Consider the following 23,950-nt stretch of genomic DNA (forward strand, 5'->3'; position numbering starts at 1 on the left):
GGCCCGCTAGATCGTCTCGGCCTTGGTGAACGTGATCTCACTGATGCCGCGTCGTCCGCCTTCGGTGCGGACCATCTGGACGACCACCGGGATGACCTCGCGCAGGTAGTCGAGGATTTCGCTTCGTGAGAGGCCTGAACTGCCCTGCATGACCATCAGCGCCAGCCGCTCGTAGGCGGACCGGGCGGAATTGGCATGGACGGTCGTGAGCGAACCAGGATGGCCGGTGTTGATCGCCTGGAGGAACGCGAAGGTTTCAGCGCCGCGCAATTCGCCCAGTAGCAGACGGTCGGGTCGCATGCGAAGCGAGGCCTCGAGCAACTGTTGCGCTGAGACCTTGGCAAGGCCCTGGTCGCCCTTCGAGGCTATCAGGGTGACATTGTTGGGAGCCGGCAGCCTCAGTTCGCGAGTGTCTTCGATTGTGATGATCCGTTCATGAACCGGGACCTCCTTCAAGAGCGCATTCAAAAACGTCGTCTTGCCAGTCGACGTACCGCCTGAAACGACGATCGAGACGCGGTTGCGGACCGCGTATTGCAGGAAATCCATTGGCGACGTGTCGTGCAACATCTCGACAAGTCGCTTTTCTTCGGGTGAAAGCGCCAGGCCGCTGCCCATCGCCGTGTTTTCGAATGCGCCGAGATCGTTGTAGGCATCAAGGCTCATATCCATGATGACCTGCTTGCGGATCGAGATCGCCCCGCCTTCAGGAGCCGCCGGCGGCAAGATGCATTGGATGCGCTCCCCTGAAGGTAAAGCGGCTGACAGGACCGGCTTTTCTTCGTTGATCACCTGGTTGGTCGCCGAGGCGACGCCGATCGAGATATGCCTAATCCAGCCGGGCGTGACCTCGCGCTTGACGACGTGCTCCATTTCCTTGGCGCCGAGGCGTTCGATGAACAATTCACCTGGCCTGTTGATTGCAATCTCGGACACCGCAGCTTCGTTCAAATAGGACCATATCGGCTCCAGATGAGCGCGCAGGACCGGAGCTCTCGCCCAAGGATCGGGGAGGGGATGGACGGCATTCATTTCACCGGGCTCCCATAGCCGGGATAGAAATGATCCTTCGGCGTGCCGTAGAGAGGCGTCGGATCGATCGCCTTCTTCGGCCGCCCGCCTGCCTTGAGGCGTGCAACTTCTTCCTGGACGGGATCGGCGTACAAATCCGAGAAATCGAGATCTCGCCGCACCAGCACGACGACCGATGTGCCCTGGTCGACGTAGACCGTCGGGCCAATGTTCTGCGTATCACGAAACGCCTCTTGCGCGAGTTGCTGCAGCGCGGTCGATGATTTGTCGAAGGCGATGCTACGCGCGTCGCGCTGCGAGCCATTGCCGCCATAAGTTACGGTCGTGGTCTCGCCGGTCACGGGATCGACCGTCGACACCTGGCGCTGTTGTCCATTCTGGCTACTATCGGAAAGCGAGGACAGATATTCAGAGACACCGCCAACGACGGAAAGCATGATGGCGTTGCCGTAGCGTTCAACCCAGTGCGTATCGACACGCCCGCCCATGCCGCCACGGCCGAGCGCGTCTGCCCCAGGCGACTTGATATCGACGGAAATGCCGTCCGAGCGAATGACCCTGCTCCAGACGATGAAAACACGCTTTTGACCGCGCGCAAGCCCCGAGCGGTATTCCCCGGTCAGGCGCGAGCCCTTCGGAATGAGGATTCGCCTGCCGTCGAGCGAGAAGACATCCTCACGCACGACTGCGCGCACGGCGTCGGGAAGGTCGGTGTTAACGGCGGTTTCCAAATAGCCGCGAATGATCGTTCCCTCTGGGATCAACGCATCGGTGCGTCGAAAAACCCTGGCTTTGACGATGCCGGAGGAACTTGCCTCAGACTGCGCCAGGAATGCCTTGTTGGGGTCACTGTCGGCGCCGGGGACCGGGATGATCTGACCGTCGGGCTCGATTTCGACCTGTGCCGCCTGGGCGCCGGCATCCGTCGAGCCGGTTTGATCATTCGTCACCATCTGGCTCGACCGCAGGCGTTCCCACACCGCTTTTTCGCGCTCGGCCGCCTCCGCTTTACGACGAGCCTCGTCCTCAGCCGCCGCCTTGCGTCGGGCTTCTTCCGCCTCGGCCTTGCGGCGTGCCTCCTCGGCCGCCATTTGCGCCTCCAGCGTGCGTCGCTGCGCATCAAGGTCGGCGCCCTCCTGAACGGTCTGATCGACATTATCGGCTTGTTGCGTGCCGTTCTGGACGTCAGCCGGTGGCGGCACCACGATCTGGTCGATCGTGCCGTCGGCAGGTTGCGGCGGCTCGTTCAACGTCGGCGGGCGGAACTCGGGCGGGTTGAAGTTTTCCTCGCCATCGCTGCGAACATCGCGCGATGCAGGCTCCCTGGGCCAGTTCAGCCATATCAGCGCGCCTACGAGCACTACGCCGAGGCCGACCAGGGCGATCCTGGTACCCACGCCCGCACCACGGCGCGCGACCGTCGGGCTGCCGTCCAGTTGGTTATAATCGATCTGGGTCATCACCGCCCTCCGCTGGATCCGAACAGGGTGGAACCACCCGTCAGTTTCGTTGGACCGTAGACCTGCTCGACTGGATCGATAGCGTTGGGTCGCGCCCGGTTGTAGAGGCAGAGCGTCTTGCCATCGGCCCGCAAGGTGAATTGCCGTGCGACCTTGTCGATGACTGTGTATTTGCCCTGAGTACGAACGTTGACCAGGGACTCATGGCGCTTGTCGTCGACAACGAAGATCGCCGGAATGTCGCCCTTGAACTCCAGAAACAGCTTGGTGCCGTCGTCGAATACGGTGCGCGGCTTCAGGCTGTCGTCGCCCTTGTAGGCGTAGTCGTAATTGAGATCGGCATAGTTCAGGTCCTTCAAATCCGGATCGGTTGCGCTCTCCTTGGCCTGTGAGAGCAGGCGCGCGTTGATATCCTCGTCCGGGTATTTGAACCGGACCTGGAAGGATGCCCGGTCACGGCTATTGTCAGTGGCCTGCAGCAGCAGGGAATAGACGCGCCGGTTGGTGACCACGTTGACGTTGGTCCAGGCATCGCGCTCCAGCGGCTTGACGAACAGAAACCGCGATCCGCGTTTGGGGATGATCGACCAGCCTTTCGTGTCGCCAGCCGACACGGTTTCGATGACTTCGGTCGGACTGAGTTCGACCATCGTGGAAATCCCAAGAGCGGCGCGCACCGACGTCACGTCGTCATTGTTGAAGGTGACATATCGGATGCGGCCGTCGCGTGCCGCCGCGCTGTGCATCGCGCCGAGCAGAAGGGCGGCCGATAGGACGAGGCCCGCGCGCCGTCTCATTGCAGGCTCCCCGCGGCCGGGGCCGATTCCTGGTCGCGGCGGTAATCCGTAACCTGAAAACCCAACGGGTTGTCGAAACGCCATTCGTTCTTGAGCGGCGTTGAGGTGTAGCGGAATTTTATCACCGCCACCCAATTGTCGGCGGTGGACGAATTGTCCCGCCGCGTCGTCGTGGCAAAGCGCACCGAGGCTGTGTTGCGATTGAGCAGGGAAACCGATTTGATCTCGACCGAGACAGTGACATTGCGGCCAAAAATCTTGTCCAGCGATTGTGGGTTTGCTGGCGTGAAAAGCCATGTCAAATCCTTGGACGCGGCTTCGGTCGAGTAGAGCTGTGCCAGGTCGTAATTCTGTTTCAGTTCACGCGAATCGTAGGTTTCGCGGGCCCTGATGTAGCGGACCAGATTGGCCGTCGTGACGGCCTCGTTCTGGGACAAATCTCCAGGCTTCAGCGCGCGCATGATCTCGAGGTAGCCCGTCGATTTGTCGACCTCCACAACATACGGTTCGAACTGCCGGAGGGGCAGGATCAGCACGAGCGCCAGCAGCGACAGCACCGCAACCAGTCCCGAAATGCCGCTGACGATCCAGGCCAATGTACGCGATCGGCGCATTGACCTGTGCGTGTCGTCTTCCCAGGTCGCGCCTGCCCTGTAATAGCGCTTGTCGACGAGTTCGCGGCTGCTGCTGGCAGGTGTTTCCATTGAGATTGACACTTTACTATTGCCTCGTTTGCGCGGCGATCCTGATCCGATCGAGGGCCGCGATCCGTGATAGTTCTTGTGTTCTAGCCCAGAGGCCTGGAGTTATCGCGCGCACCTTGCTGGATGGCGGTCCGGGTTGCGGCATCCGCTCTGGCTGCTCGCGAAGATCGAAAACTGTTTGTCGCGAGCTGCCGGGCGCCGCGAGCGGCACGGCCGGCGGCCCATCGCGCGCCGGAATAGCGCACGGCATTCCTTCCGAAGTTTCTATAAGGGTTGTATGCGCCCACAGTGCTGAGATACCCGCCGCCATTCAGGATCGAAGCAATCGAGGGTATCTGCATGAGAACGTAGATGCCGATGATCGTCACCAGCACCAAGGGCAGCACCAGCGACATTTTGCTGTCCATGGTCGCTCCGCCGGACGTGGCGGTGTTCAGCGCCGCATTGACGAGCGAGAAGTAGAAGCCGAGAAAGCCGTAGATGAGCACTTGCTGAATCATCAGAAAGGTGGTGAGCGAAAGGAAGCCTTCGCTCATGCGCGAGGACCAGCGGTAAAGCCAAAGGATGGTCCATATGGGCGCCAAGGCGAGCGTGATGAACAACATCACCTTGGCGGCGATGATCGCGGCCATGGCAAGCGCTGCGAAGATGATGGCCGACAGCAGAACCAGCAGCGACAGCAGCGCGCCAAAAATGTCATAGAAGGATCCGCTGTAGACCTGATTGGCCACGTCTTGCGCCCCTTGGTAGAGGTTGTCGATCAGCGCTGGAATTGCCGCCTGATCGCTGAGCTGATTGCCTGTGGCTCGCGACACGGCGCCTACGATCACCTTTCCGACCTCATCTGGAATGCTTTGCACAAGCTGGTATATCGTCGCGGAAAATGTGCCCCATCCGGTCAGCAGCAGATAGATGATGACGGCGCGGCCGAGGCGATAGGCCGCTTCGATTGGCGAAATCGACTCCCGCCCGCTCAGGATCGAATAGCCCCACCACGCGATATAGAGGGTGAGCATGAGGGTGAAGACGTTGCCCATCGCATTGCCCAACTGCATATAGACGGTGCGAACGAAGTCCTCGCCGATGTTGTCAATGCCACCGAGGATGCTTGCGGCGAGACCGTTCATGGATTCTCGTCAACGATGCTAGCGAACGGCGTTGAATTGACCGGCTTCAGCGCGCCGCATTCGTCGGCGTGGGCATACGCCAAAGGCCCGCACGGAACTTTCAGTTCACGATTTGCACATCCAAAAAGCACTGCGCCGAGCCCGATCGCAGCGCATATGCGCACCACTCGCCTCGACAAGTGCTTAGCCTCCGCTCTTGCCAAATTCCGCGAACGGATTGACGTCGCGCGGTGTCATCATTTTCTGCACCTGGCTCTGGCGAAGAAGATCTCCCTTCAGCTTCTCATTCAGGGCCGCGACCGCACCGTTTTGGACGCCGATCAGTTCGTTGACCGCACGCGCGTTTTCCAGCTGCATTCGTGTGTTCTGGTCCACCGAACCCTTGACGTCCTGCGACTGCCCGATCTGCCCACTCGCGGACTGCAATGACTGTTGGCGCTGGGTGACGCCCTGCGAGGCCTGCGAGGTCAACGCGCTTAGCAGCGACGCCACGTTGACGCTGCCGCCATAGGCGGTGTTGACGGCGCTCGTCTCCTTGCCGGCAATCTGCTGGAGCTGCTTCACCAGCTGCAGCCCATTGATGACGGCGCCGGCGATTTTCTGGATTTCGGGCGACAGGCCACCAAACGAAAGCGCACCGCCGTTCAGGATCGATCCGAACGACGGCGCCTGGGCGATCGACATATTGCCGCCGAGGCCCATTTGTCCGATCCCGAGCGAACCGTCACGACTGCCGCTGAGAGCCTGCAGGATCTCCTCGCTCTTTTTCAGAATATCCTTGTTGGAGTCCATGATGGAGTTGGTGTTTTCCGCATTCTTGCGGGCTACATCGAGATTGGCGCCATCAATGACGGCAATCTGTGCATGGGCCGTGCTTGCCCAAAGCGCCAGACTGGCCGCAATCGCGAATTTCTTCATGTGAGCCTCCTATTGCTGTAGAGAATCGATGACGCCGGCAGCGCCAGCAGGGTCGGTGGTAATGATCATCGAGCGGCTGTCGGCCGAGCTTGCCCCCGCGTTCTCAAGTGCGCATGGTAGCCACTGGCCGCGATCAATCTTAAGCCGTTCCAGTTCCGCGGGATTGCAAGAGAACGGGTTTGGAGAACCGCTCTTCGGTTCTTGCACCAGCTTGGCCGACTGCGATGCCTGAACGTTCTGCATCGACAGAAGTTGTGCCAGCAATGCCGTGAAGTCGCCCGCCTGGGCGAAGTACTGGTTGGTGACATCGGCGTTGATCCCACGAGCCGACGAGTTCAGCTCCCAAGCGTCCTTGTATTCGGTCACCTGGCCAACGTTGCCCGCCAGCGCGTCGATCGCCGCGTCGTTGGCGCCCATCTGCGATGAGCTTGCATCAAGGCCGCCAGCCGCCTTCCTGACCGTGCCCATGGCCGCGTTCTGGGCCGTGCCGCCTGCGCCGTCGGCCGTTACGAACGAGAATGGTGGCGGCGCAGCGGCCGGAGCCTTGCCGCTCGACACGTATTCGTTGAAGTAGCTGTTCCAACGGCCGACGCCGCCGGCCCACTGGTTTTGCTCGCCTGCGTTCGATCCGTTGTAGAAGGAGGCGAGACAGCCATAATTCGTCGCCCCGCATTGCTTCACGCCCATTCCGAGATATTTGACGCCGCCTTCGACATTCTGCTCGTTCACGTCCCGGTCCAGTCCCATGGACTTGCCGGTGGCTTTGGTCAGCTGCATGACGCCTTTGACGCCGGTGTGGCTCCCGGCGCATGTGTCGAAGCGCGATTCCTGATAGGCGACGGAGAGCGCCAGGCCTTCGGGCACGCCGTATTTTTGCGCATAATAGCGGATCATCTTCACGTTGCCCGCGTCGCGCTGCAACGCGTCGGCCGGCGACCGGCGAAACATCTGTGAGCGGTATTTGTTCGAATAGGTGCAGACGACGCTTTTCTTCTTGTCGGTTTCGTCCTTCTTCGCTTCATCCGACGTCTTGCTGTGCTGCTCATCCTCTTGCCGCTTGTCGAGGTTAGAATCGTCGATGACCGCGATCTGAGCGATAGCCACGCTCATACTTTCCGCCGTCGCGAGAGCCACGGCGAGACAAGCGCTGCTAAGCCGCTTCGTCATGCTCGTTCTCCCAACCGCAGAAGTATGGCAGCCACATCTCCGGCTCGTCGCCGAAGGTCTCCCGGAGCCGTGCGCATTCCTTGCTGTTGGCTTCGTTCGAGGACAGGACCTTGATCAGATCGGGCATCGCCGACAAATCGAGCTTGGCTACGATCGAGTCGCTGTCGTGCTTGACGAGGAAGGTGCGTGTTTCCTTCGCGGTCCGGCGCACGAACTCGAATTCCTTCGCTGTCAGCGAGAAGCGCTCCATGTAGGACTCCTTGCTCGCCTTCGGGTTGGGGAAGAAAATGTTGGTCTTCGTTTGCTCGATCAGCGACGACGAGATGGAGGAACTGACGACGTCTTCCGCTGTCTGCGTGCCAAAGCCGACAACGCCGTTGCGGCGACGAATGGTCTTCAGTGTCTCGTTGATGAAAGCGGCGAAAACCTCGTCGTCCAACAGCTTCCAGCCTTCATCGAGGAAGAGCATGATCGGCGAGCCGTCGATGACGTCCTCAAGACGATGGAAGATGTAGAGCAAGGCCGCCGAGCGCAGCTTTCTGTCGCCCAGGATCTTGGTCATGTCGAACCCGACCACCGGTTTCGAGAAATCGATGAGATCGACGGGATTGTTGAAAAGCCAGCCCTTGTCCTTCGGGTCGAGCCAAGGCTGTATCCGCGCGGCCAGATCGTTCATGCCGGGCATGAGGGAGCCCCGAAGCACTTCCGGCAGCAGGTCGAAGGTTCGCTGTTCGCGCGAAATCTTGTAGATCATGTCGACGGCGGCGTTGATGACGCGCATCTCCGCCACGTCCAGCGTGCCGCCTTCCGGCGTCAGAATATAAATGAGCAAATCTTCCAGGAAAGAACGGTTTTCTGCCGTGTCCTCGAGCTGCAATGGCGCGAACCCGGTCGGCTGAGAAGGCTCCATCACCTCGTAGCGACCGCCCAGCGCCCGAACAAAAATTTCAGCGCCGCGCATGTAGTCGAAATAGACACATCGCGGCCGCGGCATGATGCGCATGGCCTGCGCCATCAGGAACGACAGCACCACGGTCTTGCCCGAGCCGGTCGGGCCGAACACCGTGAAGTGGCCGACATCGTGAACGTGGAAATTGAAATAATAGGCCGTCTGGCTGGTCGTTTCGAGCAACGCGATGGGCCGTTTCCAATGCAGCCGCTCACGTTGGCCGGAGGGGAAATTGTGTCCGGAGAAAAGACCGGCGAAGTTAAGCGACGAGATCAACGCACGTCGCGCGATGTAGCTGAAATTTCCCGGCAACTGCGCCCAGAAGGCCAGTTCCGTATTCAGTGTCTCGCGAACCGGCACGATCGACATGCGCGAAAGCTCGGCCGTGATATCGGATAGCGCACGATTGAGCCCAGTCATGTCCGGTGCCAGGGCCATGACGCTCATATGATGTTGTCCGAAGACGACTTCGCCGCCGGCCAGCTTGTCGGCACCGTCGTGGACGGACTCCTCGACCGTCGTGCCCGCCTCGTCGGAACCCTCGACCTGGTTCGCGATGGTGTTGATCCTGCGCATCGCGGTTACCCGGTCTTCGATGGCAAAACTCTGCGTCAGGACAAACTCGTGTGGCAGGCGCAAGAGACCGTCCAATGAGCCCGGCGCGGTGAACGGTGGATATTCCTTGATCGACACCATGGCGCCGAGTTTGCCGGCGTCCGGCCCGCGAAGTTCCAGCGCGGATTTGCCGAAAAACAGCTGTCGTGTCGCCAGCACATCACCAAGGGACATGCGCGGCAAAGGCATTTCCACGTCGCGGCCGCCGGCGAGGATCTTCGCCAAAAATTCCGCAGGCTCGGAAAAGAAGCTGTTGCGGCGCTTCACGACACCGAGAAGACGCGCACCATAAGCGGTAAAATCCTTGACGACGCCGTCGAGAACGTCACGCAATTCGGCCATCGCCTCTTCGCGGGTTTCTTCGCCTGCGGTACTTATGCGAAACGCATTGAGCGCCTTGTCCACCCAGCCGACGCGACCGACCATCGGTCGGCGTATGATCGCCAGATACGCCTCGTTGACGAATAGGTTTTTCGCCCCGAGCTCATCCATGTAGCGGGCGTCGAGCTCGGCCACGAAAGGATTGTCAAAGTCGCCTTCGATCTCCGGCGTCACGTGGCGGCGAATGATCGTTGTGTAGACCGCAAAGCGAGACGTCGAGAGATTGCGGAACGTAGTGTTGCGGTTGAACATGCGGCTGTTCAACTCGGCCTGGTCCATCGTCTGGAACGGCAGGCCACTAAGCTGGATTACGCCGACAAGAAATCCGCTCTTCGTCACGATCAGATTGTCATCGGTATGGCGAAGGTAGGGGATGTGCATCGCCGCGGGCTTTTCGCGGCGGCGCTCACGGCCAAATTTGAGGTCGGCATCGAGGCTCATGGCGAATAGCTCCTCGCGCCCCAGAAAGTAAGGTTCGCCACCGCTCCGCGTTTGGAGACGCGCCGCTCGAAAATGTGGAACATGTAGGGATCGCGCTGGCACAGATATGCGCTGACCAGATGCACCACCCCGAACACGCCAAGGCCGAGCATGAAGCTGCTGGTGGCAATAAAGCCGATCACCGCCAGAATGCCGTTCAGCGCGAACACCTCGTAGCGCACCCCCCATTTCATCGGGGGACGTGTCAGTGGCAGGCTGACCGGCTCGACATAGACTTCCTCGTCATCCATGCCTCAGCTGCCTCCCGCGGTCGCGCGAACCGCATCCACCAGCTGCGCAGCGCCGAAGATCAGAGCGATGCCAATGATGATGGAGAAAGCCATCATCCACGCCAGCCGGCCCGTCATGGCGAGGAAGCCGAGAAAACAGACCGCGATAATGGCGAATGAGCGCGCTATGTCGCCCTGCAGAACTCCAACGAACCACTGGAGCACATTTTCAACTGGTGCCGCCGACTGGGCATACGCAGTAGCTGGCGCGAGAGCTATTCCGACCGCCGAGGCCAAGGCCAGTTTCAGCGCAAATTTGCCCGCTTTCCTGTATTCCACCCCTTGGCTCCTTTCAGTTGCCGAGATCCATGACATGACCATCCTGCCAAGCGTCCTCGCTTGCTGGCGGTGCGGCCGCGAGCGTTTCGGATTTGGTCAGGGCGGACTTCTTCACCACACCGCCGAACTTCCAGCGGTTGAGTATTTTCACGATGTATTCCGCCGTCTCCGGATTCACCGGAATGCCCTGCGACTTGTAGACGCTGTTGGGCCCGGCGTTGTATGCCGCCAGCATCAGAAGCGGATCCCCGAATTCTCCATAGAGTGATTTGAGATAGCGAAGGCCAGCCCGGACATTTGCGTGTGTATCGCAACGATCGCTGACCCCTAGATCGGCCGCCGTGCCTGGCATCAGCTGCATGATTCCCAGCGCTCCGGTCTTGGAAGGACCCTGACTGGCGCCGAGATCGCTTTCGGCCCATGCAATCGCCTCGGCCAGATCGGTGTCGAACCCTTCGTCTTGCGCGATTGAACGCACAAGTCGGGAGACGTCAGCGCGATTTCCGGTCTTACACGCCCCCGGCCTTTGCGCCCCGACTCCGGAAAGGGCTTGCGCCGGTGTTGCGAAGGCGATTGCTACGCGGTCTGATGCCAGGTCCCGGCCATGCGCTTCCAACGGCATCATGGCGCCAAAGAGAGTGAGCAGGGGAGCGAATCGAGTGTTCATAGTGTCGCCTAAATTTAACACTTTACTATGGCTACACGCAGCCCTAGTAAAGTGTCAACACGATATCGATCGCAAGGACGGATTTCGATGAAACAGACTGCCCTTTGTACGGTCTTGCTGCTCCAGGGCACCGTGGCTTATGCTGCCGGCGCCGACGCCCCGAGCGCCTTCGCGCAACCCTCAGAGCACTACCTGCTCCAGTTTGCCAAGCCGGACGAGAAGGTGTTCGTCTATGAACGCTACGATGCAAAAGGCGCGCTCTTTCAGCGCGATGCGGCGACCCTCATCTCGCCGGTCAAGGTGCCGTCGGCGACCGAGCGCGTCATCAACGGCGTGACGTACCGGCTGCGCGGCCTTGCGGCCTGCCCCAAACCGAAGATTGCGTACAAGACGCAGCAATGGGACTGCACGAAGGCCGCGCAGGACTTTGAAGAGGTAATCTACAACGATCGTGCGTCTGTCGTGCTTTGCAAAACACTTGTGCTGCAAAGCAGGAAGGGTGAACCCGATGCTGTGTCGTGCTTCTCGCTCGTGGGTGCGGGCAACGCAAACGACCCGTACAACGTCGCCTACGACGATGACGAAATGGTTTTTTTCGACATGGCGGCGATCGGACGCAACAAGGACGGCAAGTCGCTGCGCCCCGATCTAGAGCATTCGGCCGACCTCGGTGGTCAGTTCCAGGAATGAAACAGGCGAGCTTTGCAGTGCTGGCCGCATTTGGTTTGTGCGCATCGGCACATGCCCAGGATGCATCCGAGTCTGCCGTGCCAACGCCCCTCGCGGTATCGAAATCGGCTCAACTGCTGACGGGAGATACCTGGCGTGACGGAGACCACCTTTTCCGCCTCTATGGCGTCCAGTCATGTCTTCGAGGGACGTCAGCCGAAGAGCCAAATGGGAACAAAATCGATTGCGGAAACACCTCGCTGGCGCACCTTGCTGCGCTGTTCGATAGCGCGGCGGTTACATGCCAGCCAATCGGCTACGCCTTCGACAAGGCGGTTTTTGTCGTGTGCGGTGCGCAGCTCAATGGCGAAACAATCGACGTCGGCACCGCGCTGATAGCGACCGGATACGCGTTTGCCGCAACGACAGCAAAGGGCAAAGCCGTCAATGAGAACTACCTCGTCGCGGAAATCAACGCGAAGATGAAACGTGCAGGTTTGTGGGGCACGACGTTTCAACATCCTGTGCAGCTGCTGCTGAGCCAAGGGTTGGAGAGACAAGAATGAAGCAAGACGATGAGGCGCACAGATATTACTATCCCGTCGAAGGACGCGGTGACGGTGCTATTGGTGGAGCCGCTGCATTCATCGCGATCATCTTGGTGCCGGCAGGACTCTTTGCGGCCTGGAATACTGTGGTCTCATGGATTTCAGCGCTTTTCTCTTAGGACTGCAGTTTCGTGAAAGAATCGAGCAACGCGCGCAAATCGTCGACATCAATCTCGCACCAGCCATGGGCCGTCAGCCGTTGGAAGTGGGCAGCCTTCATTTTCATTTCCGCGATAGTGATTACCGGGGCAATCGCAGCACGCCTTCGCAGTGCGGCCTCCTCCGCCATGACCGCGTCCAGCCTCTGACCCAGCAAGATCGCGTCCGTACCCTCGGCCTCCATTGCTCGCTTGCCCAGACGTTCAAGCTCTGCAATGCTCCGACGATGTTCCGCAATCAGTTTCGCGACGCCTTCAGCCGCTACCACCTGTCCGTTGCTACAGACCAATTGAATAGACATCGACCGGCTCCACGTAACTGACTTGGGGGGCGAGAAAATATCCCTCTGCTTCTCGGGCTCCCGAAGCCCTGGCTTCCCCTGCCTTTCGCTCATGCGAGCACACTCCGCCCTGCCATCAGACAAAACGTTTCAGAATCTATGCCGAAATTGCATATCCCGAATTTGACCCTGGCGCCGGCGCGACCAGCCGACGGTGCGAATAGACAGTCCCATGCGGTCCTTCTGCTCGGCGAAATATGCCCGACACGGGCGCGGGGTCGGGAGCATGTCCGGTTTGCCGTGCTTGATATTCTTCGGCATCGGCCTGCCTTCGGCGCCGGTGTTGGTGCTGGCCAGCAACTTGCGTCGACTCTGTCGCCGGCAACTAGAAGACCAGGGAACCGGCCGAAGGTGCGCCGGTCCATGATCTGAACTCGGACTGCTCATCTGACAGCCCGTAAAGTCTGTAACACCAGGATTTTTAACATCATCACCGCTCGTAAGGTGGGCGCCTGCCCTGCGACCGATCCGGGCAGTCAGTCCCTTGACTGGTCTCTCTCCTCGCCGGCCAAAAATCGAGTTGACAAAACCGTTGATCGAGGACGAAGGCACGATAAAATACGAAGCCTAGCGAAATGGAACGAAACTAGAGCCCGTAAGTCATTGGTTACGAACGGAAAGTTATTTCTCCCGGCGCCGAGAGACGGGAGTGATTTCAAAGAATTATTCAAGCGATTGGCGGCGGCGGGTGCGGGTCGGCCGTTAGGCAAAGACGGGTTTCCTGCAGGCCCATGGACGCCCGAGCTTCTTGCAGAGGCGATTTCACAGATTGATTCCAATCAGGTTGGGGTCGATCTGAGAACGGTGCAGCTTTGGTTTCAGGAGAACGACAAGGGGATTAGCACTACCAACATTCGTTGGCTGGCGAGGATTTTTGGATGCGATGATCCGATCGCAACTAGCGAATGGCAGATGGAGCTTAGTGCGGCGCAATCGCGCTTATCGGCCAAGAGACGAGAATGGAAGAGAGCCGCAAGCAGGATTGCTCCAGATACCGCACTGACTGGGACTTTCGATGACAAGACAGACTCGCCGGCAGAGCTGACACGGTATACTGACGCCAAGGGGCCGAGGCGGCGGTTTAGTTTGGCGAGGAAATCGGAGGCGTTTTTTAGTTACGGATCTCCCCTGAATTTACCGGCGTCGGTGTTTGCCGGCATGACCGCCCTCGGCTTTTTGTCGTACATCATTGGTATCCACAACGTCACCTACGAGCGAGCCGACGGGCTCGTTAAGCAGGTTGGATTTCTTTGGGCCGCAAATTGGACACTCGACTTTATGGTGTTCTTACCGCTGTTTTTCTTCTTCGTTATAGAGTTGCTGGTCTTCTGGAAAAGTGAGGGGCGCAGAAAGCTTGCAGTGCAGGGCGATCAGGAAGGCGACGACGCCTGGTTGCGCAACGTTGACTCTTCCTCGTACACCTATTGGTCGGTTTTTTTGATTTGCTTGCTGTTCGCGGGTCTTTTTCAATGGATCGGCGTGTCCCTGATCCCGTTGATGAGGGGCGGTGGCAACTATGCCATGGATTGGGGGAAAATAGCTCTTGTGCGTCCTGAGATCATATCTGTCCCAGAAACAGTCGCTTTTACGGGGCTAGCCTACCTATACATGTGCCTGGTGTTTTATCTTTTCTTCGCAGGTCTCATTTTGGTCTACACGGTTGTTCATGATCTTTGGAGAATTGGGGACAGGCTGAAGAAGCTGTCGTATGTTGATCATCAGCAAGAACTCAATGAAGCCGGCCTCACAGTGATGCGTGCGGTTTTTCGGTGTACTGTTTTGGGGGTTCTGGTCGCCATATGGATGAAGGTCCAAAGCTCTTATCTGGCATCCAGTGGTGAGAATATTGTGGCATGGTTGGTCGGCGATATGTCTTCGATGTTCCAAGGTCGCGAGCATGTGACCAACGGGTTCCGCTATCGCATGCCGACGCATTACAGCAGCCTTCTTGTCGTTATTTCAACCTGTTTTGTATTTCTGTATGGCACCATCCGACTAGTTGTCGGGGGTCGAGTTCATACGCCTTTGTGGAAGATGTCGGCGGTCGTGGCGTTACTTGTTGTCAGCTACTTGTTGATCGACACGTTTGCCGGCTTTTCGACCCTGCTGGCCATTTCAGTGCTAGTCGCGCTTTACAGCCTGTTCGATCCAGGGTTGGGGCGATGGCGAGAGAGTGATTTGGGAAACAAACAGAGTGTATCATAGTTGGCTTGATCGTTGGGACGAACGCCGGGCCCTTCGCGGTGAGGAAGGGAAGAAACCAACGGATTTCGTCCTTGACGCGGAACGCGCCTTTCCATGTGCGAAGAAGATGACAAGTATCGAGGAATTCTGTGCCCTTGCGGACCAAGCCGTGGTTGATCTAGCCTTTTTCGATGAGCCGAGTGTGAGTGATCAGGGTTTTGAAAGGGTAGATGGGTGGCTCAAATTTCCATCGGACATTTCTACTGATGTCGAACAGAACAACGTCGTCTCGGCGAAAATCACAGAAAGCGGGGCGTTCGATCAGGCAATGGTGATTTTTCACCATTGGAATGCAAGCGCCCGGAATCGTCAGATTGCCAACTTTTTCTCGCAGCGTGGCATCACGGTTGTGGAGATTGCTATGCCTTATCACTTAGAACGTAGCCGTCCCGGCTCCGTCCACGCCGATTATATGCTTAGCCCTAATCTCGGTCGAACGATCCAATCTGTAAGGCAGGCAGTGCTGGATGGGCGAAAACTCATACGATGGTTGAAGAGCGAAGGCTATCGAGAGATTTCGGTTGTCGGTATGAGCTTAGGCTCGTGGGTTGCGGGGCTGGTCGCGGCGCACGACTCGGCTGTGTCAAAAGCCTCGCTGTTTCTGACGGCGGGGAGTCTAGCGGATATGGTTTGGACGGGTCGCGCGACACGACTGATACGTGACAGCATTGAGCCTAAGATTGAGCTGACCGATCTCAGAAGGGCCTGGGGTCCGCTTAACTTGGAGAATTACGAACTTTGTTTGGCACGGCCTGATCTCGATCTTCACGTTGTGTTGGCGAAGAGAGACAAAGTGGTGTTGCCAGAATTATCGGAGAGGTTCATGCGGAGGCTGAAGGATGCCGGTGCTAGGCCAAGTATTTTGGAATTAAACTGTGGTCATTATTCGCTCGCCATGCCGCCTTACATTTTGTGGGCCGGGTTGAGCTTGAAGCGGTTTCTGTCGTGCGCTGACAAGTCGGCCCGGCGAGCATGAGTGTGGCGTTGGCCGGTCAGTTCACCAGAAAATTCTCTGTTAGGCGTGCCTGCGCGTCCGGCTGCAGCCAATAACACGTAGTTCAGGTTGGTGGGACCTTATCCCAAAATAGGAACGTCCGTGGGTCAAGCTTCAACGCCTTGGCGATCGCGGCAATCGTGTCCACGCTGATGTTGCCGCTCGCGCGCTCCAGTTTCGTGAATGTCGCCTCCGCCACGCCGATCAGCTTCGCCATCTCATAGCGGAGCATATTGCGTCGTTGCCGCTCCATGTCGATGATGTGTGCAAGGCGCTTGCGGATCGCAGTTTCGTCCAGCTGATGCACCCATTCGGGGAGTTTTTTCCCGCCGGAGAGCAGTTCTGCGACAGACACTTGCAGGCCGTTTGCCATGATCTGCAGCGTCGTCAATGTGACATTATTTTTCTGCCGAACGGTCTGGATGTAAGTTCGGTAAGCGAGCCCTTCGCCTTCAGGGGTGCGGAACAGCTCGGCCATGTACATATGGGATAGGCCACGCTTGGCTCTCTCCCGCTCCAGCACGGTCGCAATGTTGACGCGCAAGGGGTTGTCGACCGCGCCCGCATCGTCTCGTTTCATAAATCGATGTAGTCGCACAAACCTGCCTTCTTGATTTGTCCTTTTTCGCACGAATCATCCATAGTAAAGTGTCAAAATCGCAACGAGGAAAAGGCTATGACCATGCTGAAACATTTCTTGGTGAGTGCCGCCGCCGTCGCGGGCGCCGCGGCTCTCCCATCCCAATCACAGGCATCGGAATGGGGCTGTCAGGTGCTCCTCTGTCTGTCCGGTGATTGGCAGGGCACTCCTTCTTGCCACCCGCCAATCTACAAGTTGATTGCGGCGATGGAAGCCCCGGGTTTTAACTGGCCGACCTGTCCACAAGCCAACTCCAGCGCCGCGAAATTTGAGAAGTATGAGGATTGTCCGCTTGGCTGGCAAGCAGTTGGTGCCAACTCCGACCGACCCGGAATGGGGCACGAACGGAACATCTGCCGCATCAGCTCCGACAGACTCACGATACCCGGCGTTCTCAAAAACAGCGGCCTCGGCGGACGTGATGAAGACGGATCACGACAGGTCCAACTCGAAATCGAAGGTAAGGTGGTGACGGCAAAAATCCAGACAAGTGGCAACGACAAAGGGCATTCCTTGGGTAATGGCCCAACCTACTACACCATCGCTCGACCGATGCGCGGAGAGCCCTGGTTCATCGAGTATGACGACGCGAACGGTATGCGCCAGAAAAGCTGGTTCAATCTCAACATGCCATAAGCCAAGCCATCACGCAGGACGAGGACTGTGAGGACCATAATTCAGGGAGGTTTGTAGTGTTCAAGACGCTTCTCATGTCCACTATGATTATGAACACAGGCGCAGTGTTGACGGCGGCTGGTCAGAGCGACAGGCCGCGATCAAGCGTGGACAATCCGATGTGGCCCGCTTCACTGAAATGGGACTGCAAGACCGCTGCCAAAATCGTGTGTGAGCGTGATGGCAGTTGCTCGGTGGCTGAGGGCCACACCGGATTTGTGCTGAACTACGGCAGCAACGAAGCTGAGTTCCCGGCCAGCAATGTCAGGATCAAACGCCACTATCAACAGACTGTGCAGGCAAGCCCTTTGCAGCAGGAAGTTAAAGTCGAACTGGCCGACAACCGGGTTCTATGGCTGACGGCCGTGGATGCCAGCCGCACGTATTCGGAAGCGTGGGTCGGCGCACTGAGCGAGTTGAAGGGTGGCGCGGTACTGATGGAATCCGAGGGAGTCTATTGCATGCCGCACAAGTGAATGCGCCCGAGAGGGCAGGCGAGCAAAGGGCGATATGGTCTGACCGCGGCGTCGGACCTCGGCGTTGCAGAAGCGTTCAGGGTGTTCCGTCCAGGTTTATCGGGCGATGAGGTGATAGTAAGTAATATAAGATCCGTCGCATCAAGGCTTAGAGTGGAGTGACTGTCACAACACTAGATATAAATTCACCATGGGACTGTCAAAGCGGTTGATACGCGAGCCATGTATACTTGGAATAACTGAGAAATATTTGCTTTTACTGATGAAAGTCGCATAAGATATCTTATGGAACTTTGACATATTGGCGCAAAGTTAAAATGTCTTGATTCTGCAAAGTAGGAATGTCGCCCTGCTCGCTGTCGAGCGAGGGAGACGGCAGAATGGGATTGATCCTCATGAGCGAGCGCGAGCTGCAACGCATTGAGGTGCTTTCGAAAGTTGTGGAGCGGCGCACGACCATGGTGTCGGCCGCACGGCTGCTGGGACTGTCGGCTCGGCAAGTTCAGCGTCTGTTGAAGACCTTCCAGGCTGAAGGCGCTGCGGCACTTCGGCACAAGGCTCGAGGACGACCATCGAACCATCGATATTTCGCCGGCGTCGGCGAGTTGGCGATCCAGTTGGTCCGAGAACATTATCTCGACTTCGGCCCGACCTTGGCGGCCGAGAAGCTGGCCGCGAACCACGGCCTGGTCGTGTCGCGCGAGACATTGCGCAAATGGATGGCGGAGGCTGGGATTTGGCTGTCGCGCAAGCAGCGCCGGACATTCCATCAGCCGCGTTTGCGCCGGGAATCTTATGGCGAGCTGGTGCAGATCGACGGCAGTGATCACCGTTGGTTCGAGGAGCGCGGCGACCCATGCACCCTGCTCGTTTTCATCGATGACGCGACCGGCAAACTCCAGCAGCTTCGCTTTGTGAAGTCGGAGAGCACGTTCAGTTACTTCGAGGCCCTGGAGCTTTATCTGAAGGCGCATGGTTGCCCGATAGCGTTCTACTCCGACAAGCACACGGTGTTTCGGGTGGCGAGGGCCGAGGCCAGCGCCGGCCGCGGCATGACGCAATTCGGGCGAGCGCTTTCCGAACTCAACATCGAGATCCTGTGCGCCAATTCTAGCCAGGCCAAGGGCCGGGTCGAACGTGTCAATCGCACGCTGCAGGACCGGCTTGTGAAGGAACTGCGTCTTGCTGGCATCTCAGATATCGACGAAGCCAACGCTTTTCTGCCGGCATTCACGACCAGCTTCAACGACAAGTTTGCGAAGATCCCTACCCGGCCGGACAATCTGCACCGTGTCTTGAACATGCCGGCTGATCGACTCCGCGACCTGCTCTGCAAACGCGAGCAGCGCTATGTCGGCCAGCAATTGTCTTTCTCCTATGAACGCAAGCAGATCATGCTGGAGAAGAATGATATCTCATGCGGGCTAGTCGGCAGATATGTCGACATTTACGAGTTCGCCGACGGTCGCCTGGATGTTCGGTGGAAGGCATGCTCCCTGCCCTACACTGTCTTCGACAAAGAGCAGCGCGTCACCCACGCCGCGGTCACCGAGAACAAGCGGCTCGGCGAAGTGCTGACCTGGATCAAGGCTCAGCAGGACGAGGCGCGGCCTCCGCCGAAGATCAAGACCAACAGCGAACAGATCGCTTACAGGAAGCGCGGAACGAAGCCGGGCCGCAGGACGGATTTCATGAATGATCCTGCTGTCATCGCGCGTCGAAAACAAGCGCTGGCAAGGCTGGATGCTGCCGAGTGAATCAGTTCTCAAAGCTAAAGCCGAGGCGCCAAGCTTGAAACGCGCCCGACCGGGCTGCGCAACCCCGACCAGCTGACGCCCGATCGGGCGCTTGTGTCAGCGCCAGGAAGCGCGTCACCGTCGCATTTCTAACTTGCTGCGCCCTGCCCCTCGCAAACGTAGGATGCGACATTTCTACTTTGCAGAGCGAGCGACATTTCTACATCACCGCCACATGACATTAAATGAAAACGCTTCGTTGACCACATCGTCCTGTGCAACCACGGATTCGTAGTTTGCGAAAGAGAAATCTCTCTCAAAAAGCACGTCGGCTACATTTGAGAAGAGCACATTTTTTGACCGTTCAAGGCCTTCCGGCTTGTATCAGGCTCGCCCGCGACTCCCATGGAAAGCGTGCACTCGGTCGCGAAGCCACCAGGCAATCTTAGGACACTGCTATCACGGCGCTCTAAGAGATCAGCGGCGCCCCTCTCCGGCTTGGTAATCGGCCTTGCGCTTTGATCCCTAAGCGGGGAACATGCGCGATCAGCGCGCCGTCAGCCGGATTTTCGACTGAGGTCGCACGGCGTGCGGACAAATTCGCCGTCGACAAGGCACCGGTGTTGAAAGAGGGGCGCGTCGGCGAGCGGCGGGAGGATCATTGGCAGGAGCTTTCTCGATCGGGCAGTTATGCGGAAAACAGGAATGCCGCCGCCGGATCGAAAAAGACTTGACGGCTGCAGGGCGTCAGATCCTGCGACCGCATGGCGGCGGAGGTCGGCCTGATGTCGATCTCCTGTCCAGTGGCCGTGCGCGCGACGATGCGCCGTCGTTCGCCATAGAAGGCGACATCGACGATCTCGACAGCGAGTTCCGCGCTCGCCGGCTTTCGTTCCATGCCAAACGCTTCCGGCCGGATCATCAGCCTGGTTTTTTGCCCCTTGTCGAAGGTCCTGTTGACGCTCACGCCGGAGACGACTGAACCGTCCGCCAGCCGGATCGTTGCCGCGCCATTGGCGGTTTCGAGATGTTCGGCGGTGAGGAAATTCGAATTGCCGATGAAGCCGGCGACGAAGTCGGTGGCCGGTCTGAGATACAGGTCCTCGCCGGTGCCGGTCTGCTCGATGCGACCGTCCCTGAAGAGCGCGATCCGATCCGAGAGGTGCAGCGCTTCCTCCTGGTCATGCGTGACATAGAGGATGGTAACGCCGGTCTCGCGGTGGATGCGGCGGATCTCGGCCTGGATCTCCTCGCGCAGTTTCTTGTCGAGCGCCGACAATGGCTCGTCCATCAAAAGGATCGGCGGATCGTAGGCCAGTGCCCGGGCCAGCGCCACGCGCTGCTGCTGGCCGCCCGACAGTGCGCCGGGCAAGCGCGCGGCGAAGCTTTCCAGCCGCACCAGGGTCAGCATGTCGGCGACCTTCTTCTTCACCTCGGCATCAGGTCGGCGGCGCACCCGAAGCGGAAACGCGATGTTCTCGGCCACCGTCAGATGCGGAAACAGCGTGTACCGCTGGAAGACCATGCCGATGCTGCGCTTGTGCGAGGGTATCGCCAGCAAGGATTTGCCTTCCAGTTGGACATCGCCGGAGCTCGGATCCTGGAAGCCGGCGATGGCATAGAGCGTCGTTGATTTTCCCGAACCCGACGGCCCGAGAAAGGTCAGGAATTCGCCCCTGGGAATCTCAAGGGTGACGTCGTGCACGGCGGTGAACGCGCCGAACGCTTTGTGCAATTTGCGGATGGAGAGGAAGGGCTGGATCATGTCTTGACCTTTCGCTGCAGCAGCGCCGTCACCACCATCAGGGCAAGCGTCAGCCCGACCAGCAGGCTGGAGGCGGCGGCGATGACCGGGCTCAGATCCGAGCGCAGACTGCCCCAGATCTTGACCGGCAGGGTTTGCAAGGAGGGGCTAGCCATGAAGATCGCCACCACGACCTCGTCCCAGGAGGCGAGAAAGGAAAAGATCGCGGCGGAAAAGATGCCGATCCGGATCGATGGCAAGGTTATCCTGAGCCTGGCCTCGAACGGGCTGGCGCCGCAGACGATGGCCGCGTCCTCGATCGATTTGTCGAAGCCTTCAAGTGCGGTGGCGATCGGGATGATGGCGAAGGGCAGCGCCAGCACCGTGTGGGCGATGACGAAGCCGATGCTGGTACCGCCGAGACCGAGGCGCAGGAAGAAGGCGTAGATTGCGATGGCGAACACCACGACCGGCAACACCATCGGCGTCAGCAGCAGACCGCGAAGGATTTCGCGGCCGCGAAACTGGCCGCGAACCAGGGCAAAGGAGGCGAGCAGGCCGATCATCACGGCAAGGATCGCCGTCATCGTGGCGATGCGGGCGCTGGTCAGCGCCGCCTCCAGCCAGGAAGGGTCGGCGAACAGGTCCCGGTACCATTTCAGCGTCCAGCCAGGTGGCGGAAAGGCCAGCCAGCGCGACGAGCCGAACGACAGCAGAACAATGAAAACCACCGGCAGGAGCAAGAAAGCGGCGACCAGGGCGGTGAAGCCGAGCAGCGCAATTTTCAACCAACCCATGCGGTCGTAGTCGAGCAGCATCTCAGATGCCTCCCGTCATGCGCCTGGCGCCGACAAGGCGCAGCTGCAATGCGTAGAGCGCCATGATGACGACGAGCAGGATGAAGGCGGCGGCGCTGCCCAACCCCCAATTGAGCAGCGACTGGATCATCTGCGCGATCATTTCGGCCAGCATCATGTTCGATGTGCCGCCGAGCAGTGCCGGGGTGACGAAATAGCCGAGCGACATGACGAACACCATCAGGCCGCCAGCGGCGAGGCCGGGCAGCGACAGCGGCAGCAGGATGCGACGGAATGCCTGGATGGGGCTGGCGCCGCACAATGCTGCGGCACGCAACGTCATCGGGTCGATCGCCCGCAAGGTGCCGACCAGCGGCAGGATCATGAACGGCAGCATGATGTAGACCATGCCGATGGTCACGCCGGTGAGATTGTTGATGAGCGGCAGCGGCTGGTCGATGATGCCGATGGCGAGCAGCGCTCGGTTGATGACGCCGGTGCGCTGCAGCAGCACCATCCAGGCATATGTGCGGGTGAGCAGATTGGTCCACATCGACAGGATGATGACGCCGAAGATGATCGAGGCCAGCGCGGAGGGCATGATCGCCAGCATCCAGGCGACTGGAAAGGCGACGACGACGGTAACGGCGGTGACCACCGCCGCGACGAGGAAGGTGTTGAAGAACACCCTGGCATAGGTGCCGTCACCCAGCAGCGTTGCGTAGTTCTGCAGGCCGGGTTCGGGCTCGGTGACACTGCGCAAGAGCAGGGCCAAGACCGGCACGACGAAGAACAGCACGATCAGGACCAGCGCCGGCAGCAGGCTGTTGAAGCCTGCCGGCATGCGGAATCCTGGTAGGCTCTGGCGTGTTTCGACCGACATGGCAGTGATCCGGCTATGGGACGAGACGGTGCTGGCCGCCTCGTCCCGTGCTGTTCAAGAGGCAGGCTTATTTCGCCTGCCAGGCATACCAGCGCGTGGCGATCTCGTCGCGGTGCTCGGCCCAGTAGTTCATGTCGAGGTTGATCTGCCCGTCGACATGGGCATCCGGCAGCGACTTCACGACGTCCGCCGCCATTTCGGCCTTGGCCTTGGTGTTAACAGGCGCATAGCCGCTGGATGCGGCAAATTCCGCCTGGCCGGCCGGGCTGCTTGCCGCAGCCAGGAACTTCATCGCCGCATCCTTGTTCTTGGCGCCTTTCGGCACCACCAGGACGTCGGCTGCCGTCAGGTTCTGATTCCAGGACACACCGACATCGGCTTCGTCGTGCTGAAGCGCAAAGACGCGGCCGTTCCACAGCTGGCCGAACGCCGCCTCACCGGAAGCGATCAGCTGCTGCGACTCGGCGCCGCCGCTCCACCAGACGATGTCAGACTTGATGGTGTCGAGTTTCTTGAAGGCGCGGTCGAGATCGAGCGGATATAGCTTGTCGGCGGGAACGCCGTCGGCGAGCAAGGCGATCTCGATGACGCCGGGCGCCGACCATTTGTAGAAGGTGCGCTTGCCCGGGAATTTCTTGGTGTCGAACATGTCGGCCCAGCCGGCCGGTTCGCCTGACACCGCGCCCTTGTTCCAGGCGAGCACGAAGGAATAGTAGAAGCTGCCGACGGCATGGTCGGTGGTGAAGCGCGGATCGAGATCGGCCTTCGGCACAGCGGCGAAATCGATCGGCTCCAGCAGGCCGTCCTTGGCCGCCTTGATGGCGAAATCCATCTCGACGTCGACGACATCCCAGTTGACGCTACCGGCGTCGACCATGGCCTTCAGCTTGCCGTAGTCGGTCGGCCCGTCCTGCAGGACCTTGATGCCGGACGCGGCGGTGAAGGGCTCGGCCCACGATTTGGTCTGCGCTTCCTGGGTTGTTCCGCCCCAGCTGGTGAAGACCATTTCCTCGGCCTTGGCGGCCGTCGTTGCAAGCAGTCCGGCAACAATGCCGGTGAAAATCAGTTTCATGTCGTTCTCCTCTGTTTGTTTTCGTTGTTGGCTGTTCGCGATCGGCG

General features: G+C 59.2%; 25 protein-coding genes. 8 read left to right on the forward strand and 17 right to left on the reverse strand.

The genetic code is table 11. The annotated features are described in order from the left end of the window. Positions 1 to 6: 6 nt before the first annotated feature. From virB11 to X744_RS0136560, 11 genes are all read right to left on the reverse strand, one after another. Positions 7 to 1,032 carry a P-type DNA transfer ATPase VirB11 gene (gene virB11, locus X744_RS159400; protein ID WP_023758691.1) on the reverse strand — a complete coding sequence of 342 codons (1,026 nt, stop codon included), beginning with the start codon at positions 1,030 to 1,032 and terminating at the stop codon, positions 7 to 9. Further along, positions 1,029 to 2,492: a type IV secretion system protein VirB10 gene (gene virB10 / locus X744_RS20160; protein WP_023758692.1), complete on the reverse strand. Its 1,464-nt coding sequence runs from the start codon at positions 2,490 to 2,492 to the stop codon at positions 1,029 to 1,031. Before virB10 ends, virB11 begins: the two co-directional genes overlap by 4 nt. After that, complete coding sequence (locus X744_RS159395) at positions 2,492 to 3,289, reverse strand: TrbG/VirB9 family P-type conjugative transfer protein (protein ID WP_023758693.1); 798 nt, start codon at positions 3,287 to 3,289, stop codon at positions 2,492 to 2,494. Before X744_RS159395 ends, virB10 begins: the two co-directional genes overlap by 1 nt. After that, positions 3,286 to 3,993 carry a type IV secretion system protein gene (locus X744_RS159390; protein ID WP_023758694.1) on the reverse strand — a complete coding sequence of 236 codons (708 nt, stop codon included), beginning with the start codon at positions 3,991 to 3,993 and terminating at the stop codon, positions 3,286 to 3,288. The genes X744_RS159395 and X744_RS159390 overlap by 4 nt, the downstream gene beginning before the upstream one ends. An 83-nt stretch (positions 3,994 to 4,076) precedes the next feature. After that, positions 4,077 to 5,120: a type IV secretion system protein gene (locus X744_RS159385; protein WP_023758695.1), complete on the reverse strand. Its 1,044-nt coding sequence runs from the start codon at positions 5,118 to 5,120 to the stop codon at positions 4,077 to 4,079. Positions 5,121 to 5,303: 183 nt separating this feature from the next. After that, positions 5,304 to 6,038 carry a type IV secretion system protein gene (locus X744_RS159380; RefSeq protein ID WP_023758696.1) on the reverse strand — a complete coding sequence of 245 codons (735 nt, stop codon included), beginning with the start codon at positions 6,036 to 6,038 and terminating at the stop codon, positions 5,304 to 5,306. A 9-nt stretch (positions 6,039 to 6,047) separates the two neighbouring features. Next, positions 6,048 to 7,205, reverse strand: coding sequence for a lytic transglycosylase domain-containing protein (locus X744_RS159375; protein ID WP_084025344.1), 1,158 nt, complete (start codon positions 7,203 to 7,205; stop codon positions 6,048 to 6,050). Continuing rightward, entirely contained in the window at positions 7,189 to 9,591 is a 2,403-nt protein-coding gene (locus X744_RS159370; RefSeq protein ID WP_023758698.1) for a VirB4 family type IV secretion system protein, read from the reverse strand. Before X744_RS159370 ends, X744_RS159375 begins: the two co-directional genes overlap by 17 nt. Further along, complete coding sequence (locus X744_RS20125) at positions 9,588 to 9,881, reverse strand: VirB3 family type IV secretion system protein (protein WP_023720449.1); 294 nt, start codon at positions 9,879 to 9,881, stop codon at positions 9,588 to 9,590. The genes X744_RS159370 and X744_RS20125 overlap by 4 nt, the downstream gene beginning before the upstream one ends. A gap of 3 nt (positions 9,882 to 9,884) precedes the next feature. Further along, positions 9,885 to 10,235, reverse strand: a complete 351-nt coding sequence (locus X744_RS159365) for a TrbC/VirB2 family protein (RefSeq protein ID WP_156938516.1) — start codon at positions 10,233 to 10,235, stop codon at positions 9,885 to 9,887. Beyond that, positions 10,213 to 10,821: a lytic transglycosylase domain-containing protein gene (locus X744_RS0136560; RefSeq protein ID WP_198032215.1), complete on the reverse strand. Its 609-nt coding sequence runs from the start codon at positions 10,819 to 10,821 to the stop codon at positions 10,213 to 10,215. The genes X744_RS159365 and X744_RS0136560 overlap by 23 nt, the downstream gene beginning before the upstream one ends. A 132-nt stretch (positions 10,822 to 10,953) precedes the next feature. Between X744_RS0136560 and X744_RS159360 the strand changes: the two genes are divergently transcribed. The 3 genes from X744_RS159360 to X744_RS1000000173565 are packed head-to-tail and all read left to right on the forward strand — an operon-like array spanning position 10,954 to position 12,262. Continuing rightward, positions 10,954 to 11,556, forward strand: a complete 603-nt coding sequence (locus X744_RS159360; protein WP_156938518.1) for a hypothetical protein — start codon at positions 10,954 to 10,956, stop codon at positions 11,554 to 11,556. Further along, positions 11,553 to 12,101: a hypothetical protein gene (locus X744_RS01000000169540; protein WP_023758702.1), complete on the forward strand. Its 549-nt coding sequence runs from the start codon at positions 11,553 to 11,555 to the stop codon at positions 12,099 to 12,101. Before X744_RS159360 ends, X744_RS01000000169540 begins: the two co-directional genes overlap by 4 nt. Further along, positions 12,098 to 12,262, forward strand: a complete 165-nt coding sequence (locus tag X744_RS1000000173565) for a hypothetical protein (protein WP_156938519.1) — start codon at positions 12,098 to 12,100, stop codon at positions 12,260 to 12,262. Before X744_RS01000000169540 ends, X744_RS1000000173565 begins: the two co-directional genes overlap by 4 nt. Here X744_RS1000000173565 and X744_RS159355 read toward each other — a convergent pair. Next, on the reverse strand, positions 12,259 to 12,603 hold the full coding sequence (locus tag X744_RS159355) for a hypothetical protein (RefSeq protein WP_156938520.1): 345 nt from the start codon (positions 12,601 to 12,603) through the stop codon (positions 12,259 to 12,261). The two genes, X744_RS1000000173565 and X744_RS159355, sit on opposite strands and share 4 nt — an antisense overlap. A gap of 642 nt (positions 12,604 to 13,245) precedes the next feature. On the opposite strand from X744_RS159355, the gene X744_RS159345 reads away from it, so the two are divergent. After that, positions 13,246 to 14,847: a hypothetical protein gene (locus X744_RS159345; protein ID WP_031260018.1), complete on the forward strand. Its 1,602-nt coding sequence runs from the start codon at positions 13,246 to 13,248 to the stop codon at positions 14,845 to 14,847. Then, positions 14,837 to 15,862: an alpha/beta hydrolase gene (locus X744_RS159340; RefSeq protein WP_023758706.1), complete on the forward strand. Its 1,026-nt coding sequence runs from the start codon at positions 14,837 to 14,839 to the stop codon at positions 15,860 to 15,862. The genes X744_RS159345 and X744_RS159340 overlap by 11 nt, the downstream gene beginning before the upstream one ends. 82 nt (positions 15,863 to 15,944) lie before the next feature. Here X744_RS159340 and X744_RS159335 read toward each other — a convergent pair whose 3' ends face one another. Further along, on the reverse strand, positions 15,945 to 16,460 hold the full coding sequence (locus X744_RS159335; protein WP_023758707.1) for a helix-turn-helix transcriptional regulator: 516 nt from the start codon (positions 16,458 to 16,460) through the stop codon (positions 15,945 to 15,947). 96 nt (positions 16,461 to 16,556) lie between these two features. On the opposite strand from X744_RS159335, the gene X744_RS159330 reads away from it, so the two are divergent. The 3 genes from X744_RS159330 (at position 16,557) to X744_RS159320 (ending at position 19,428) form a co-directional block, all read left to right on the forward strand. Further along, positions 16,557 to 17,156 carry a hypothetical protein gene (locus tag X744_RS159330; protein WP_023758708.1) on the forward strand — a complete coding sequence of 200 codons (600 nt, stop codon included), beginning with the start codon at positions 16,557 to 16,559 and terminating at the stop codon, positions 17,154 to 17,156. A 56-nt stretch (positions 17,157 to 17,212) separates the two neighbouring features. Continuing rightward, complete coding sequence (locus X744_RS159325; protein ID WP_023758709.1) at positions 17,213 to 17,671, forward strand: hypothetical protein; 459 nt, start codon at positions 17,213 to 17,215, stop codon at positions 17,669 to 17,671. Between the two features lie 380 nt (positions 17,672 to 18,051). Further along, positions 18,052 to 19,428 (forward strand): ISNCY family transposase, encoded by a 1,377-nt coding sequence (locus X744_RS159320; RefSeq protein ID WP_031260020.1) that lies wholly within the window; start codon positions 18,052 to 18,054, stop codon positions 19,426 to 19,428. 667 nt (positions 19,429 to 20,095) lie between these two features. On the opposite strand, the gene X744_RS159315 is transcribed toward X744_RS159320, so the two are convergent. The 4 genes from X744_RS159315 to X744_RS159300 all read right to left on the reverse strand — a co-directional run bounded on the left by X744_RS159315 (position 20,096) and on the right by X744_RS159300 (position 23,903). Then, positions 20,096 to 21,172, reverse strand: a complete 1,077-nt coding sequence (locus X744_RS159315; protein ID WP_023758711.1) for an ABC transporter ATP-binding protein — start codon at positions 21,170 to 21,172, stop codon at positions 20,096 to 20,098. Then, positions 21,169 to 21,969 (reverse strand): ABC transporter permease, encoded by an 801-nt coding sequence (locus X744_RS159310; protein ID WP_023758712.1) that lies wholly within the window; start codon positions 21,967 to 21,969, stop codon positions 21,169 to 21,171. The genes X744_RS159315 and X744_RS159310 overlap by 4 nt, the downstream gene beginning before the upstream one ends. Position 21,970: 1 nt before the next feature. Continuing rightward, positions 21,971 to 22,831 (reverse strand): ABC transporter permease, encoded by an 861-nt coding sequence (locus X744_RS159305; RefSeq protein WP_031260021.1) that lies wholly within the window; start codon positions 22,829 to 22,831, stop codon positions 21,971 to 21,973. 67 nt (positions 22,832 to 22,898) lie between these two features. Next, positions 22,899 to 23,903 carry an ABC transporter substrate-binding protein gene (locus X744_RS159300; protein WP_031260023.1) on the reverse strand — a complete coding sequence of 335 codons (1,005 nt, stop codon included), beginning with the start codon at positions 23,901 to 23,903 and terminating at the stop codon, positions 22,899 to 22,901. Positions 23,904 to 23,950 lie beyond the last annotated feature (47 nt).

The sequence above is a fragment of the Mesorhizobium sp. LNHC252B00 genome (genome assembly GCF_000502955.1).
Taxonomy (GTDB): domain Bacteria; phylum Pseudomonadota; class Alphaproteobacteria; order Rhizobiales; family Rhizobiaceae; genus Mesorhizobium.